The following is a 14,863-nucleotide window of genomic DNA, read 5'->3' on the forward strand; positions in this document are numbered from 1 at the left end:
AACATCTATTATTCTACATCTTAACATATATTGTTAATTCTCATTAATAGGATTGTATCCTGGCATCGAAAACAAAAACCCCGGTTGCTGATAAACGGGGGGCGATATGTTGTAAGCGTTAGAGGCGGGCTTCCACTTCCCTAACCTGCTGATCCAGGGTTTTCAAGTGTTGTTCAAGGTTTTGCGGGGTGATTAAGATACCAAAATCTGCCGGCAGATCTGCATCCGGAATGTTTAACAGGCGGTGTACCATTAACGTGCCTACTTCCGGGTAGACGTGGGTGCCGTCATAAAAGTTGTCCAGATCATTGGTAATGGTGTTTAAGGTCATAAAGTTATAGACTTCTCCAAAAACATCTACACTGTCGGTTAACCACTGCCGGTAGGAGGGATACAATCCTTTCCTGACCATCAATTCAAACATAGGCCAGGAATCCGGGGTGGTAAAGACCAGCAACCTGCTATTAGGGTTGGCATCCCTGATTTTTAACAGCTTTTCCCGAATATCTCCATATTCATAGCCGGCATAAATATCGCTTTCATATTTAGCCACTGTAGCCCACACCTTTTTGTCCCGTTCCGCGGGGTCGGGGACCATCAGCAAGGTCTTTACATTGTTCCGGTCGTAAAAGAAGTTTTTGGGTATTCCCTCCCGGGCGAAATTATAATTATCCCGGGAGCGAGACAGTACTTCGGTGGAAAGCAGGGTTTTTAAGCGGTAGATAGGCTCTCGGGCGGTTTTAATATAAAACCAAGGTTCCTGGAAAGCCTTAAAGGTAAGATTACGGTTGGTAGCGGAAAAATCGAGGCCCAAGACCATCACGTCAAAGTCCTGACCGTTTTTCTGTTTGGCGAATTCGATGTAATCGTAAAACTCATCCAGGAGCATGTTGTCAGCCGCGTAGTTAAATGCTTTATAGCCGGCAAAATCATGCTGGTTAATATAGGTTACACGGCTGCTGCCCAGAATCAGCATATTATAATGGTTGGAGCCGAAAGCGATCCGGTTGGTTTTCTGTTGGCGCTCATCGAATCCGGCCTGTATATTGTTGTACTGATGGCTGTGTTCAAATAGCCACAGCGGGTCGATATACCAATTGAATCCCGCTACCGCTAAAAGAGGCAGGAGGATCAGTATCAAGGTTGTAAAAGTCCAATTGCGGTAGTCTTTCATAATGCCAAGCTTCCTTGCACTTAAAAATTAAAGTAAAGAAATTCGGTAATCTTGGTTAAACTGAGTATTCCCGCCAGAGCCAGAGCCGCTGTAAAGACCGCGCTGGCCCAGCCGCCCTGGAAACGGTCCTTCAATTCAATGGAATTGGGTGCAGCCACACAAAGCAGGAGGCCGGCCAGCAATGCCGCTGTAATCAGACCGGTGTCAACCCCCCAGGGCAAAGCGTCGAAGCGTACCCCATAGGCTGCCAGGCTTTCCATTAAACCTTGCAGAGAGCGGGGCAAAATCACCCCGTTTAAACCCAGCATGCCCTTGACCACTTTTATGGCATCAGCCCAGCTTGTAGCCCGGAAAAATACCCAGCCCAGATTCACATAGTTAAAGGTGATAACCCAGCCCAAGAGTGGATGCATCCTAAGTTTGAAACCGCGCCAGATACGATGCGCCAGCAAGGCCACTCCATGCATGAAACCCCATAATATAAAATTCCATCCCGCCCCATGCCAGAAGCCGACCAGGATAAAAGTGATCAACAGGTTGAGATAGGTGCGCTGATTGCCCTGGCGGTTGCCCCCTAGCGGGATATAAACATAGTCCCGGAAAAAGCGCCCCAGGGTCATATGCCAGCGCCGCCAGAAGTCTTGAATGTTTAAAGCCTTATAAGGTGAGAAGAAATTGATGGGCAGCTGGATATTGAATAACAAAGCCGCTCCGATGGCCATATCGGTATAAGCGCTGAAGTCGAAGTAGAGCTGCAGAGTATAAGAAAGTGAGGTCATCCAGGCTTCCACCAGGGTCAAAGTGGGCATCTGGTCGAAGCCCAGGGTGGCCCAGACCGCGAAATTGTCGGCAATGATGACTTTTTTGAACAACCCCATAAAAAATAGGAAAAGTCCCCTGGCAATCATTTCGTAGTTTAACCCGCTGCGGTCGGGGTCCTCGAACTGGGGCATCATTTCTTTATGATGGAGAATCGGGCCGGCCAAGAGATGCGGAAAAAAGGTGACAAACAAGGCATAGTTTACAATACTGTATTCCCTGGCCTGGCCCCGGTAAGCATCCACCAGATAGGCGATTTGCGTAAAGGTAAAAAAGCTGATGCCCAGCGGCAGCACAACCTGCAACAAGCCAATGTGAGCGCCTGCCAGGGAGTTGATATTGCTGATAAAGAAGTCGGCATACTTGTAGTAGCCCAGCAGCAGCAAGTTTAAGGCCACTCCTGAAAAGAGCAGGGCCCGGCTGGAGGATTTACCCCGACTGCGGCTCAAGCCCGAGCCCACCAGGTAGTTGAAGGCAATCGACGTTAAAATTAGCGGCAGGTAAACAATATTCCACCAGCTGTAGAAGAAAAGCGAAGCGATGACCAGCCAGGTGCGGGCAGCCAGGTTTAGACCCATGCGGTTGAGAATAAAATAGAGGGCGAATGTAATTGGCAGGAACAGTATTATGAACTCGTAAGAATTAAATAACAACTACAACGGCTCCTTAAAGCTTCGATAATCAGGAGGCAGCTCTAAAAGGACATTCCAAAACAGGCTATCAAATCACGCCCATTGTAACACATTACAACACTCTAAAAATAAGGTATGAGCCTTTCTGCTTAATTGAGCGAGTTTTATGGATGGCCAAAGTGAAGGAAATTCGACCTTTTTCGTTTTTGCCTAAAAATCCTTCGCCACTCAGCTTAGTATTTCCTTCTTGGGTGCCAGGCACCACAGTTATTCATTATTGCGCAACAAGTGAATAACCATGGTGCCCGAAAACAATGAACAGTATAATAATTTTAGCAGGAAAGACAATTGGAAAAAAACGTAATAATGGGTGAAAGGTTAAGGGAGTGCATTCCCCCTGTGTCATTTGTGGAGGAGAAGTATGACTATTGAAAAATATCGACATCCAGTCCGGTTTTACAGTTTGTCTATTATCATTCCATGGCTATGTTGGTTTACCGCGGCATATTTGAGTCATATTACGCCGGGCAGTAGTCTTTTGTTAACGATTTCGAGTCTGCTTGGGCTTCTGGGTTTAGTGGCACCGATGATAATAGCTTTTGCAATGATGCTCCCAGACCCGGAATTACGCAGCGATTTATATAATCGGCTGTTTAGCTTGGAGAAGATCAAACCGGTTTATCTTCTCGCGACATTTGGCCTAATGCTTACCAGCATACTTCTGGCTCAGGCGATTTCGCTATTTTTCGGTTATAGCCCGGAACAGTTTAAGCTGGCACATGGGTTTACCTTTACTGCCGGAATATTTCCAGCCTGGTTTATGCTTTTTATGGCTCCCATTATAGAGGAGTTAGCCTGGCATACTTATGGTACCGATTGTCTGCGGAGAAGATTTAGTCTTTTCACAACTAATATAATATTTGCCACCTTTTGGGTGAGTAATATTTTGAGATAGATCCAGCGGTGTACTTAGTTAGAGCCACCTTATTCATCCAAGAGAACCACTGTATTCTTCCCGAGAGCCACCGTCAGAAAGACGGCAGCTCCGAGTGTTTTTACTCCTTTAAACCGTGACGTTCCCTCATTGATATTTCACCATCAATAAGAATAGTGTAGGAATCATGGACGATACGGTCTAAAATGGCATCTGCCAGAGTGTTTTCCCCGATTTGTTCGTGCCATCCTCTTGGGTCAAACTGTGAGCAAAAGATTGTTGATCCTGTTTGATGTCTGGCTTCCACGATCTCCAGGACATCCACAGCCTGTGGCCCGTCAAGAGGTCTTAATAGCCATTCGTCTAGAACCAGGAGGCTTACTTTTTTGTACTGCTTCATTACCTTTTGATAAATGCCTTCGCCTCGTGCAACAGCTAATTCATTCAGCAAATCCGGAAGGCGGACATATTTCACTGTATAGTAGTTTCTACAGGCGGCTACACCGAAAGCACAACCCATATAGCTCTTTCCATTTCCGGCGGCACCCATAATGATGATGTTATGCTTTTCCTGTATGTAATTACAGGTAGCAAGACGGAGGAGCTGGGTTTTGTCCAATTTCCTGTCCGGGTAGTATTCGATATCTTCAATACATGCCTGGCTGAAACGGAATTCCGCTCGTTTGATTAAACGGGCAAGCTTGTTTGATTTTCGTCTAGACCATTCGATGTCTACCATCAGCCCAAACCGTTCCTCAAAGGATAATTCCTGATACTTGGCATCGGACAGCTGATTGTTATAGGAATCTGCCATTGCAGTAAGCCGCATTTCATTGAGTTTTGTTATCGTGCTTTGGTTAATCATGCTTCTTACCTCCAAAATAGTCAGCACCACGGGTAAATCCGAAGTTCTCTGATGTATTTTTCTTGGAAGTAGATGTTTGGCTCGTTCCTTCTTTCAGCTTGTCTTGTCCGGTTTTTAGGATCGTCTGGATACTTTTCAGATTCGGACAAGGCGTATATGACAATGCCTTTCCACAGGCGGATTCAACCCTGTTTACGGAATATTTATCTGCTAGTTTCATTAATGACATACAGGAACGGTATCCCTGCTGTTCTACTTTATGTGCAGATAAGATAGACTGCATGGCAGCCTCTGTATTAGGACCTACAGCTCTAGCCCAGTCCATGAACCTCTCACCGTTCCAGGTCAAATATTGCTTGTGGTTGTCAGGCATATGTTCAGGTAATATTACGGGATCGTTTCCCTCACCATAAATACGTACATGGGACGCTATGCGATGGTTATGATAAAAAACCTCAATGACTTTGCTTGTTACACGGATATCCACCTCGTGTTTGATATATTCGTATGGGACGGAATACTTGTTTTTATCCACATGTATGACATAATCATACTGTACAGTAGCTTTCCGCCAGGTAGCTAACTCGTATGGGGAAGCGGGTAGAGGTAAAAGCAGCGTTTTCTCTTCTTCAAGGAAGGCACTTTTCCTGCTTCCCGGTTTCTTTTGAAACGGTTTTTCATTAAACTCGTCTAGTTTGATGAGGATGGCTTCGTTCAATTCCCTTAATGAGAAGAACTGCTGGTTCCTTAGGGAAGCAATGATCCAGGTGGTAATAATGCCAACTGTACCCTCTACATTACTTTTATCCTTCGGGTGTCTCACCCTGGCAGGGATAACAGCGGTGCCATAGTGTTCTGCCATCTCATTGTAAGTTCGATTGATCGTAGGTGTATTCCATGAAACACGATCAACGCCTGTTTTTAAATTATCGGGAACCAGGATTCGAGTAACGCCTCCAAAATACTGATAAGCATGGTTATGGGCTGTAATCCAGCTCTCCATGTCCATTGATAAAAATGCTTCCACATATGTAAACTGGCTACACGGAAGTGTCGCAACAAATACATAAGCAGGAATAATTTCACTGGTGATGTTATTAATGATGGATGCAGTCTTCCCGGCCCAGTCCACCTCCATAATCTCTCCGGGTTTGCGCGTGATGCGCATGGTGGCTTTTGTTGTACTTGCGTAACGACGATAGTATCTGCAGAACTGACTGTACATGAAAGGAATCTCGCCGCTTAAACGGCACTCCTCACAATATTCATTCCACAGAAGGCTGAGTGTGACACCACTCTTAGCCATTTCCTTATGAATGTGCTCGCAATTGGGCATCTTCCGGCTGGAAGAAACACATTTTTCAGGAAACAGAAGTTCATGTAGCTCGGCATCTGTCTGGCTTGCAGGTAACGGCCACGAAATACTGCATTGTTCCGCCCGTTCTAGGACAGCGGTAATGGTATTACGTGAACAATGGCAGCTAGAGGCTATCCCTCTTTTGCTGACACCTTGGCTACTAAGCCTAAGGATTTCACGATAGTTGGTCATAATATTGACCTCCTGTTTAAGATTTACACTGAAAAGCAGTGCATATCTCCAATATACAGGTGTGGTTCTCACTATGACCATGATGGTTCTATTTTAAGACCACAACGGTTCTAATAAAGTACACTGTTGGTTCTTTTAAAAGCTAATTTGCATTGCATTTTGGCACTTCCCACTCTCTTTCATTAAGGATTATTATCAAGCCAATCTGGCCGAGGAAGGGTTGATACATTCCATAAATTTCGGAGTTAGTCTAATTCTGAGTATTCCGACGGTTTTGAGCCAGTGAATCCGATACGTAGAGCCACATAATCCGAAGTTGAGAGCCATTGGTTTTCAAAAAGAAATCCGCAATAGAGAGCCACTATCGTAAGTATTACAATGAAATTGCGGTAACGCCGTAATACTTACGAAGGGAGGACATATTTATGTCCAAGGAAAAACAAATTTTGCAGCTTCGCACAAAGGGCTATAGCCAGCGAAGAATTGCAGATACCTTGAGGGTATCCAGAAACACAGTAGCAAAGGTGTTTAAGGCATTTGAGAAACATCCGGTTTCCGAGGATTCCTTGAATACCTTAAACGATCAGGAACTTCATCAGCAGTTGTTCCCAGAGGAATCACAAGTGCCGGTTCTTGTTAATCCTGATTACGATTATGTCCATAAGGAACTTCTGAAAAGCGGTGTAACATTAAAGCTTCTATGGGAAGAATATGTGGATACCTGCCGCCGTTCAGAAAAGCCTCCGTACATGTATTCCCAATTCTGCAAACTTTACCAGGAATACGTGAACAAGCACAGTCTTACCCTGCATATCAAACATAAACCTGGAGATAAACTGATGGTGGATTGGGTAGGTACACCCTTGCCTCTTTACGACAAGTTGACCGGGAAAAGCTCTAAGGTTTATCTGTTTGCCGCCACACTGCCATTCAGCATGTACTGTTTTGCAAAAGCCTGTCTTACCATGAAAGAGGAAGACTGGATCAATGTGCATATTAGCATGTATGAGTATTTCGGAGCATCCACCAGATTGCTTATCCCAGATAATCTCAAGACGGGGATACTCAGCAACAAAAAATATGAAGATCCCATCGTTAATCGTGCTTATCAGGAATTAGCAGATCATTATCAGACAGCCATTCTTCCTGCCAGAGTACTCAAACCTAAGGACAAAGCTGCTGTGGAAGGGACTGCGGGACAAGTTACATCCCACATAATTGCCAAACTGCGTAACCGTCAGTTCTTTAATATCAATGAGATGAATGCAGCAATTAGGAAAGAACTGGATCGTTTCAATCACAATGAATTCCAGAAAAGAGAGGGTAGCCGGTATTCTGTATTCATGGAAGAAGAGCTTCCATTCATGCCACCATTGCCCCAATACCCGTATGAGTTTGCACAATGGAAAACTGCTACCGTTCAGCTGAATTACCACATAGCGGTAGATTACCAGAACTACTCGATTCCCTATGAGTACGTCAAGAAAAAAGTGGATGTAAGATACACCAAAAACGTGATTGAAGTCTTCTACAAAGGTTCCCGTATTTGCAGCCACAAGCGAATTTATGGAATGCGTGGGCAGTATTCCACGGTCATTGATCATATGCCCGCAAATCATCAGCTATATAGTGAGTGGGACTCTGCACGTTTCCTGAAATGGGCTACAGGCATTGGGGATTCTACAAAAGATGTTGTGCAGAAACTGTTTGATTCATACCGGGTAGAGGAACAGGCCTATAAGGGCTGCCTGTCCCTGTTGAAACTGGCAGATAAATACTCGCCTGAACGCCTGGAAAACGCATGTAGAATAGCACTTATCCGGATTCCCAGCCCCCGGTATAAAAATATTAGACTGATATTGGAATCCGGTCAAGACAAAAAGGATAAAGGTGCTTCCCAATCACATTTTTCATCATCAGCATCTAACAAGTATGCCTACGTAAGAGGGGCTGGCTATTACGGAGGTGGAAGCCGTGAAGAATGAGACATTAAGAAAGCTGAAGAACATGCGTCTTCCTGCATTTGCTGAAGCTTACCAAAAGCAGGTTGAGAATGAGATAGAGTATCAGTCATTGTCTTTCCACGAAAGGTTAGCGCTATTAGCAGATGCTGAATATGATTCCAGACATAACAACAACATCCGGCGTCTGATTAAGAATGCCAAATTTGTGAACTCATCCGCTTTTCTTGGAAATATTGAGTATCTTCCAGACCGGCATCTGAACCGTGATCTGTTGGAAAGTCTGGCCGATAATGAATTTATCCGTCAGAGTCTCAATGTCATCCTCATAGGGGCTACTGGATCTGGCAAAACCTTTATTTCCAATGCCCTTGGGGTCAATGCCTGTCAGTCAGGTTATAAAACGAGATACATCCGCCTACCTGAACTGTTCAGCGAATTTGAAGCAGCAAGGGTCCAGGGGAAGTATCAACAGCTCATGAAGCAGTATCAAAAATACTCCCTGATGATTCTGGACGAGTTCCTGCTGATTCCCACCTCTGATTCTGAACAGAGAGATTTGCTCGAACTGATGGAATCCCGTTGCGGTCAATCATCTACTATCATCTGTTCTCAGTTTGTCCCTGAAGGTTGGCATGAAAGACTGGGAGGAGGTGCCTTGGCCGATTCCATACTGGATAGAATCATCCCATCAGCATATACCATGATAATTGATGGAGATGTTTCCATGCGTCAGAGAAAACGACGAATACCAGAATAATATGAACATACTTCTGGAGCCATCCTAAGGGGTGGCTCCCACCATCAACACAGTGGCTCTATGTAAAAGATTGAGTGGCTCTTTTTTAGGAGATTAGGTGGCTCTGGAAACTCGTAATATTCAAATTCCTTATGTCTTTTTGATGAATTGGCTTTATTACAAAACCAACCGCAACATCATGGTACCCATCGTGTTTCATATATCTGCAGGGTTTTTCAATGAAATATTCATGACCCATCCTGATAGTAAAATCATACAAACCTTACTCCTGCTCATTTTGACAGTTTTCATAGTATTTAAAGAACGGGACTTCTTCTTCAAACGCGATATTCTTTTGGATTAATGACTCAACTTCCTGGTCAGAAACTGGCGGTAAGCCCAAAGGCAATAAATATGATCATGGCCGGGACACTTGAATAACTCAAAGCATCAATTTTAAGGGCATGGAAAAGATGGTCCCAGAGGGCGGGCATGGACAGTGTGCTGAAAGCATTGGAGGCGTTATCGTTAACTATCTTGGTTTATCGGGGGTGGTTGAGTCAGACAAACAAATCCCTCGGACTTATCATTAATCATTTGTAGATACAGATGATATTTATTTCTGCTCATACTCGCTGTCGGTTCGTAATTATCAAAGGTTACGACATATGACCTACTGTTGTCTTTATATACTTTTTTTACTTTGCTCAAATTAATCAGATAGGATTTATGAGATCTAAAGAATGAATCAGGTAGGTTTTTTTCTATTTCATCAAGTGATTGATACAATTTATGAATCACCTTATCGGTATGTAAATATGCAACATTTCCATACTTCTCAATAAATATTATATCCGTCTTGCTAATGTGATAATGTTCACCTTTTCCCTTGACAATGACGCTATTCGAAAGATATTTCTTTTGCTTGACTCTATCGGCGATCTCTTTAATTAACCCCTTGAGTCTCGTTTTATTGATAGGTTTAACTATATAATCATACGGGTGAACCGTAAAAGACTGTAGAGCATATTTAGTGTGACCCGTGATAAAGACTATAAAACAGTCCGGATTGCTACTAAATATGCTTTTAGCTACAGTTAGTCCACTGATATCTCCCGGGCACAGTTCAATATCCAGAAGAACACAGTATGGTTTATGTTCTTGAGCAAGCGCAATTGCTTCACTACTGCTTGAAGTGGCATAGGTTTTTGTCACCTCTGGTATTTCATTGATAATTTTTTTCAGGAATTCCCGGTTATATTCTTCATCTTCAAGAATTAAGACCTCAAACAACATAAACCCTTCTTTGTACTTATTTTGTTCTAATTACTTTTCTGGTAAATCCGGCTCATAGAGTAAAAATAGTTTAAATGCGTTCATGTTGGCTGCGCTAATAACTGTCAATACTGATGCAAATACTGATGCAAACGTCACAACCAGTTTCTTCATCAATTATTCACCTCCTTTTTGGACTATTATATCAACGGTGTTATCAAACACTTCGATGATACCGTACCCTATCGGGGTAATCAGCAACAAACTTACCATAGCTCCCCAAGTTAAGGCTATACTTTCTCCCAAATTACCCTTATGTATTAGAATAAATGCGGTGATACCGTAGATAGCTAAGACCATTAACATATAGATTTTTCTGTTATTACGGACCCGAGTATCAGTGATAGTATGCTTACGGGTACCGGCAGGCACCCATTTTACTGTGGTGTAGATTCCCAATAATAGTGCTATTATGACTAAACCTGTTAAAGAATTGACAGGGATTTCGAGAGTACTTAAATGACCAAAAAAAACAAATATGAACGTACTGACCAAAATACAACGATTTCCTGTACTCATGTGCACCCCACCGCCAATACACCTGAGCGGGGCAAATATCGCCAGGAAAATCAAGGTGTTCTTGATAGTGCCCAACAGAAATGCCAAACCTAGCACCATTGTCATAGTTATCAACAATATTAAAAGGATCTCTATTGAATAGGCATACCATGCTATACTGCTATCTTTGGATTCTAATATGTTTACTAACTGTTGGGCAGTTCTTCGGGATACTTTTTGAATCAATATCTTTGCACCTTATGAGGTAATCGGATCCTTATTCGGGTATCATCATCAGTGTTAATATCTATTTGACCTTTATGCTTGACGAGCAATTTGTTGACTACATATAAACCGTAGCCGCGATATTCTGACATTTTTGTGCTGAACCCGGCTTGGAAAACATCGACTCCACATGGCATGGCCGCTCCATTGTTATAAACATCAATTATGTAAGAATCATGGTCCTGCAAAAACTCAATGTCAACCCTGGGTTTGTCAGCCTCAGATGCTGCTTCTACAGCATTATCAACCAAATTTCCTACGATACTACAAATATCCCTGGAAGGTATATTAAGATTAGCTAATTCAGAATGCAAAGAAATATTTACTTCGATCCCATTCTTTTCGGCGGCAGCTTTTTTACTGTTCAGTAATGCGGACAAAGCTGGATGATCAATGTAACACATTTCGTACTGCGGTATGACACCTTCTGTAATACTATCCAAATATTCAATCGCTTCATCAAACCGGCCAAGCCCCATTAATGATTGGATAGCCTGCAAATGCTTAGAGTTTTCGTGCCTTTCAACCTGCAAGGTTCTTATGAGTTCTTCCACCTGCTTGAGGTGGTTCTTCATCATTAAGGCCTTTGTCCTATATACTCGGTGTTTGCCGATATTTTTGACAGATATTAAACTGATAACACACATTATCAGAATTATTAGATTAATAAAAGGTATAGCCTGTTTAAGATAATCCAGATTTTCAACCACTATTATTTCGGTATTAATAGTTATAACAAGTAAGGTTTGCAGAAGAATTGTGATGATTACAAAATAATCACTGTCTTTGTTCATCTGTTTCCCCTAATTCAAAAAGAACAAAGTTAGTACGTTTAATTATTAGCAATATGACCAAAGTAGCCAAAAATACAGGAATATAAGTGGTTATATTCAATAATGCATCGACAATAATTCTCTCGGCTATATCCTGTTGAATCCACAGTAGGATTTGTATGACTAAGCTTTCAATCACTCCTGAAATCATAATACCCAACAAACAGGCGATGATGGTCTTTTTTACATGTACTGCAAATATCAAGCTAGTAGTAATTACTAAAAAGGTACCGAGAATCAGAGTATTTAATGCTAATGAAACTGCTAGCGGACGGACAATATAGGATGTAATGGCGAATAAAATTGAACACAAAATGCATTTGCGAAGATCCACAGCAATATTACATAAGCTAAACCCAATATATATTACCAGCATAGCTTGTGGAATTGAGATAAAAAGTGCAAGAAACCACGGTATGTATTGCAACAATAATTCCTCCATCATTGGAGTCTCTCTATTATTCTTCTATTCTTCTTTTAAATCAATTGAAATTCCTTTTGTTAATTTGACAATTTATAAGCATAAGTGGCTTAATCGTACTATTTTCACTTATTAAATCAATTAGAATGAATAGCCACACTTTACTTCAATAGTGGGTTGACATTCCTCTTTGGCTTCGGCTTTAAAATGAACATAGCCGTCGGGCTGATTAAAATTGAAAATATTATCCAAAACATTGATAAACAATTGTTTAAGCCGGTTTACATCAGCGTAGATATCGGGCGAATTTCCGGGACAAAACACGATAATTTCAATATTTTCTCGCACAGCTCGCGTCGTCAGGTGTCTACGCAAATGTTCACAGAGATGGTTCAAGTTTACCTCTTCAGGGTTGAGCTTAATTCTACCCGATATAAACTTAGAAAAGTCTAATAGTCCTTCAACCATCTCAGTCAATCGGTCACTCTCTTTCTCTATGATACCGAGACCGCTGCATAACTTTCTTTCTGCTGGAAGTTTTCACTCTGTAAAGTAATGACCCAACCCTTAATGGAAGTCAAGGGTGTGCGCAACTCATGAGACACCGAGGAAATGAAGTCATTTTGAGCTGCTCTTTTATTACGATTTCATCGGCCAGGTAATTCAAGGTATCCGACAGTATGCCAACTTCATCGTCTTTGGCTTTTCTGCTCTTGACTTGGAAATCTCCGACTGCCATTTGCTTAGCAACAGCATAAGACTATTGCTAGGCAGACAGAAAATAAAAAAGACCCTTTAAGGGTTACGGGAGGTTATTATCGTAAGTTGAGTCCGGCTGTTTTCGATGGACAACTCATATCCCGGTATGGTTTTAATTGAGTTCTAATAATTAACGCTTTAATGCCTTATTCCCCATCCAGATCAGCAGCCAGTCCGTCCTGCTTGAACCTCGACAGAGTATATAGGCCCACCCCTTCACTTGGTTGCTTCCATTATAATCTTTCGACCTACAACATTCAGGTTAATGTTATCAGTTCTCGTGCCCAATCATATTCCCTTTTATTTATCCGTTCACAGTGTTTCACGTTGGAATAAGCTGTAAATGAATTTGGGTTATTTATTAATTGGGATAATTCTAAAGGTTCTGATGGAGCAATATCTCTCTGCTTTTCGTATAAATCATATGCTACCTTCCATCTTTCCCGCTCATTAGCCCTTTTCTTAGTTAAAAACATATGTATCTCTTTTTGTCGTTGGCGAGCATGCTTTTCCACAATTACTAACGCAATATATAAAGTTACATACAATGAGCCTTTAAACAGATAAAAAATGAACACACCAAACAGAAACATCTCTTGTAATCTGGTCACTTTTCACCCTCCTCCTATTGCATTTTCAACCTCCCATCTTTTCTGCAACACATTATCAATTGCTGCTACACATCCAAATAAATCCTGGTAAAAACATATACTGTACTAAACATTCCGGATAATAGTGAAACCGAAATGGCTAGTGCAACTAACAGCCCGTTCACCCGTTTTCCTCCTTTCGTCCCTACTCAAAACATAGGAAGTCATACCACACTTCATCCTCCTAATGTTAACTTTTCGAAACTTGTGGGCGGACAAAAGCCCGCTAATCGGACTTTCTGATTAAAGAATCCGGATCTGCTCCTAGTATTTTGCATATTAAAATGAATTCTTCCAGTGTAAACTGCCTTTTTCCGTTTTCCTTCTGGTTATATCCAGTCGGCGAAAGTCCTAACTTCAGGGCTAATTCCCGTTGAGTAAATCCGCACCTAACCCTTTCAGCCCGAATATTGCGCTCAATGGAAAAAGTCATCAACGTCTCCTCTCTGTAAGTTAACTTTTTGCAACTCCGATAATTACAAACTACCAGATAGGGTATTTTTTGTCAATAACTTTTGTTAACAAAAACCATTACTTCTTGCGCATTAAGTTAATTCATGTTATATCTTTTATTAGAATGTGTAAGAGGGTGGTAAAAATTAATAAGGACACAAAACAGATAGGTCCAGAGACAGACGCAAAACAGCTAACAGATGTTTTCGCCCAACGGTTAAAGGAACTCAGAGAAGAAAGGGGTTATTCTCAGGAGGAAGTAGGTAGGATGGCAGGGCTATCAAAGGCTACCATATCAAAGTACGAGGCAGCTTGTCATCCGCCCAAGCTTATCCATGCGGTGTCCATAGCCAAGGCCTTGAACATTGGTTTTAGCTATCTGATTGGATTTACCGATAACCGTTATGTCCAGGAAACAAATATTATAACAGATGTATTTTTATCGCTGCCGGACGATCGCAAACAAGAACTTTTAAACTATGCCAGATACTTAGAATCAAGAAGCGCACAGGATTGAAGGGTTAGGGAAGAAAACCGGATGGAAGCCGGGAAGGTTAAAAAGAAATATCAAAAGAGCACGCCGCTGGCAACAAGAATAGAAGCATATTTATAATGAGGCACAGAAGGCTCAGGCAAGGCATAGGGGCAGTTCTCTTGCCTTGCTTTAGCCTTGGGGAGATGCTGGGTCGAGACATAGGAAGGTTTTGTTGCCTGTTTGTCGGCTAGTTACCTTGTTTCACCTTTTCGGACCATACTCGTCAAGAACAGAAGCACATTATCTTAACTCTCTCAATCGTTGAGATACAAGGAGGATATGAGCTTTGATGGCTTGATTGTACTTGCTTCCAAGCGTTTTAGGCCTTTACCTATGAAAGCAATAGAATGTCCTTCTCTTTCCTTATTGCTGTGCACAAGTTGCACTCACCATATTAATCTACCGTCGAACTCCTCAATGT

General features: G+C 42.1%; 16 protein-coding genes and 1 pseudogene. 5 read left to right on the plus strand and 12 right to left on the minus strand.

Features of this window, described 5'->3' with window-relative positions:
• Positions 1–118 precede the first annotated feature (118 nt).
• Both AC15IQ_RS11000 and AC15IQ_RS11005 read right to left on the minus strand, forming a co-directional pair.
• Positions 119–1,174 carry a hypothetical protein gene (locus tag AC15IQ_RS11000; RefSeq protein WP_483179155.1) on the minus strand — a complete coding sequence of 352 codons (1,056 nt, stop codon included), beginning with the start codon at positions 1,172–1,174 and terminating at the stop codon, positions 119–121.
• A gap of 20 nt (positions 1,175–1,194) precedes the next feature.
• Positions 1,195–2,646, minus strand: coding sequence for an MBOAT family O-acyltransferase (locus tag AC15IQ_RS11005; RefSeq protein WP_483179156.1), 1,452 nt, complete (start codon positions 2,644–2,646; stop codon positions 1,195–1,197).
• Between the two features lie 400 nt (positions 2,647–3,046).
• Here AC15IQ_RS11005 and AC15IQ_RS11010 point away from each other — a divergent pair, with 400 nt between their 5' ends.
• Positions 3,047–3,580, plus strand: coding sequence for a hypothetical protein (locus AC15IQ_RS11010; RefSeq protein WP_483179158.1), 534 nt, complete (start codon positions 3,047–3,049; stop codon positions 3,578–3,580).
• A 100-nt stretch (positions 3,581–3,680) separates the two neighbouring features.
• Here AC15IQ_RS11010 and istB (AC15IQ_RS11015) read toward each other — a convergent pair whose 3' ends face one another.
• Entirely contained in the window at positions 3,681–4,424 is a 744-nt protein-coding gene (gene istB, locus AC15IQ_RS11015) for an IS21-like element helper ATPase IstB (RefSeq protein WP_483179159.1), read from the minus strand.
• A complete protein-coding gene (istA, locus tag AC15IQ_RS11020; protein ID WP_483179161.1) occupies positions 4,417–5,973 on the minus strand; it encodes an IS21 family transposase in 1,557 nt (518 codons plus the stop codon). Before istA (AC15IQ_RS11020) ends, istB (AC15IQ_RS11015) begins: the two co-directional genes overlap by 8 nt.
• A 425-nt stretch (positions 5,974–6,398) precedes the next feature.
• Here istA (AC15IQ_RS11020) and istA (AC15IQ_RS11025) point away from each other — a divergent pair, with 425 nt between their 5' ends.
• The 3 genes from istA (AC15IQ_RS11025) (at position 6,399) to AC15IQ_RS11035 (ending at position 9,037) form a co-directional block, all read left to right on the plus strand.
• On the plus strand, positions 6,399–7,958 hold the full coding sequence (istA, locus tag AC15IQ_RS11025) for an IS21 family transposase (RefSeq protein WP_483177853.1): 1,560 nt from the start codon (positions 6,399–6,401) through the stop codon (positions 7,956–7,958).
• Entirely contained in the window at positions 7,948–8,694 is a 747-nt protein-coding gene (gene istB / locus AC15IQ_RS11030; protein ID WP_483177854.1) for an IS21-like element helper ATPase IstB, read from the plus strand. The genes istA (AC15IQ_RS11025) and istB (AC15IQ_RS11030) overlap by 11 nt, the downstream gene beginning before the upstream one ends.
• A gap of 97 nt (positions 8,695–8,791) precedes the next feature.
• Positions 8,792–9,037, plus strand: a complete 246-nt coding sequence (locus AC15IQ_RS11035; protein WP_483179164.1) for a hypothetical protein — start codon at positions 8,792–8,794, stop codon at positions 9,035–9,037.
• 164 nt (positions 9,038–9,201) lie between these two features.
• On the opposite strand, the gene AC15IQ_RS11040 is transcribed toward AC15IQ_RS11035, so the two are convergent.
• From AC15IQ_RS11040 to AC15IQ_RS11075, 8 genes and pseudogenes are all read right to left on the minus strand, one after another.
• Positions 9,202–9,966 (minus strand): LytR/AlgR family response regulator transcription factor, encoded by a 765-nt coding sequence (locus AC15IQ_RS11040; RefSeq protein WP_483179165.1) that lies wholly within the window; start codon positions 9,964–9,966, stop codon positions 9,202–9,204.
• Positions 9,967–9,999: 33 nt separating this feature from the next.
• Positions 10,000–10,122, minus strand: coding sequence for an AgrD family cyclic lactone autoinducer peptide (locus tag AC15IQ_RS11045; protein ID WP_483179167.1), 123 nt, complete (start codon positions 10,120–10,122; stop codon positions 10,000–10,002).
• Positions 10,123–10,125: 3 nt separating this feature from the next.
• Positions 10,126–10,752 carry an accessory gene regulator ArgB-like protein gene (locus tag AC15IQ_RS11050; RefSeq protein WP_483179169.1) on the minus strand — a complete coding sequence of 209 codons (627 nt, stop codon included), beginning with the start codon at positions 10,750–10,752 and terminating at the stop codon, positions 10,126–10,128.
• Entirely contained in the window at positions 10,749–11,585 is an 837-nt protein-coding gene (locus AC15IQ_RS11055; RefSeq protein WP_483179172.1) for a sensor histidine kinase, read from the minus strand. Before AC15IQ_RS11055 ends, AC15IQ_RS11050 begins: the two co-directional genes overlap by 4 nt.
• Positions 11,569–12,051: a hypothetical protein gene (locus AC15IQ_RS11060; RefSeq protein WP_483179173.1), complete on the minus strand. Its 483-nt coding sequence runs from the start codon at positions 12,049–12,051 to the stop codon at positions 11,569–11,571. Before AC15IQ_RS11060 ends, AC15IQ_RS11055 begins: the two co-directional genes overlap by 17 nt.
• Before the next feature lie 177 nt (positions 12,052–12,228).
• Positions 12,229–12,799: pseudogene (locus AC15IQ_RS11065) on the minus strand (HAMP domain-containing sensor histidine kinase); the annotation flags it as partial.
• Between the two features lie 262 nt (positions 12,800–13,061).
• The gene (locus tag AC15IQ_RS11070) at positions 13,062–13,415 is read right to left on the minus strand and encodes a hypothetical protein (RefSeq protein WP_483179174.1); all 354 of its coding nucleotides are present in this window, start codon (positions 13,413–13,415) and stop codon (positions 13,062–13,064) included.
• A gap of 265 nt (positions 13,416–13,680) precedes the next feature.
• Positions 13,681–13,887, minus strand: a complete 207-nt coding sequence (locus AC15IQ_RS11075; protein WP_483179176.1) for a helix-turn-helix transcriptional regulator — start codon at positions 13,885–13,887, stop codon at positions 13,681–13,683.
• Between the two features lie 144 nt (positions 13,888–14,031).
• Here AC15IQ_RS11075 and AC15IQ_RS11080 point away from each other — a divergent pair, with 144 nt between their 5' ends.
• Complete coding sequence (locus tag AC15IQ_RS11080; protein ID WP_483179383.1) at positions 14,032–14,424, plus strand: helix-turn-helix domain-containing protein; 393 nt, start codon at positions 14,032–14,034, stop codon at positions 14,422–14,424.
• Positions 14,425–14,863: the final 439 nt, after the last annotated feature.

The organism is Syntrophomonas sp. DTU019 (assembly GCA_913757435.1).
Classification (GTDB): Bacteria; Bacillota; Syntrophomonadia; order Syntrophomonadales; family Syntrophomonadaceae; genus DTU019.

What these genes read in the sequence shown, in the direction of transcription:
- AC15IQ_RS11000 (WP_483179155.1), bottom strand. Translation starts at nt 1,174, where the DNA reads ATGAAAGACTACCGCAATTGGACTTTTACAACCTTGATACTGATCCTC.
- AC15IQ_RS11010 (WP_483179158.1), top strand. Translation starts at nt 3,047, where the DNA reads ATGACTATTGAAAAATATCGACATCCAGTCCGGTTTTACAGTTTGTCT.
- istB (WP_483179159.1), bottom strand. Translation starts at nt 4,424, where the DNA reads ATGATTAACCAAAGCACGATAACAAAACTCAATGAAATGCGGCTTACT.
- istA (WP_483179161.1), bottom strand. Translation starts at nt 5,973, where the DNA reads ATGACCAACTATCGTGAAATCCTTAGGCTTAGTAGCCAAGGTGTCAGC.
- istA (WP_483177853.1), top strand. Translation starts at nt 6,399, where the DNA reads ATGTCCAAGGAAAAACAAATTTTGCAGCTTCGCACAAAGGGCTATAGC.
- AC15IQ_RS11045 (WP_483179167.1), bottom strand. Translation starts at nt 10,122, where the DNA reads ATGAAGAAACTGGTTGTGACGTTTGCATCAGTATTTGCATCAGTATTG.
- AC15IQ_RS11055 (WP_483179172.1), bottom strand. Translation starts at nt 11,585, where the DNA reads ATGAACAAAGACAGTGATTATTTTGTAATCATCACAATTCTTCTGCAA.
- AC15IQ_RS11075 (WP_483179176.1), bottom strand. Translation starts at nt 13,887, where the DNA reads ATGACTTTTTCCATTGAGCGCAATATTCGGGCTGAAAGGGTTAGGTGC.
- AC15IQ_RS11080 (WP_483179383.1), top strand. Translation starts at nt 14,032, where the DNA reads ATGTGTAAGAGGGTGGTAAAAATTAATAAGGACACAAAACAGATAGGT.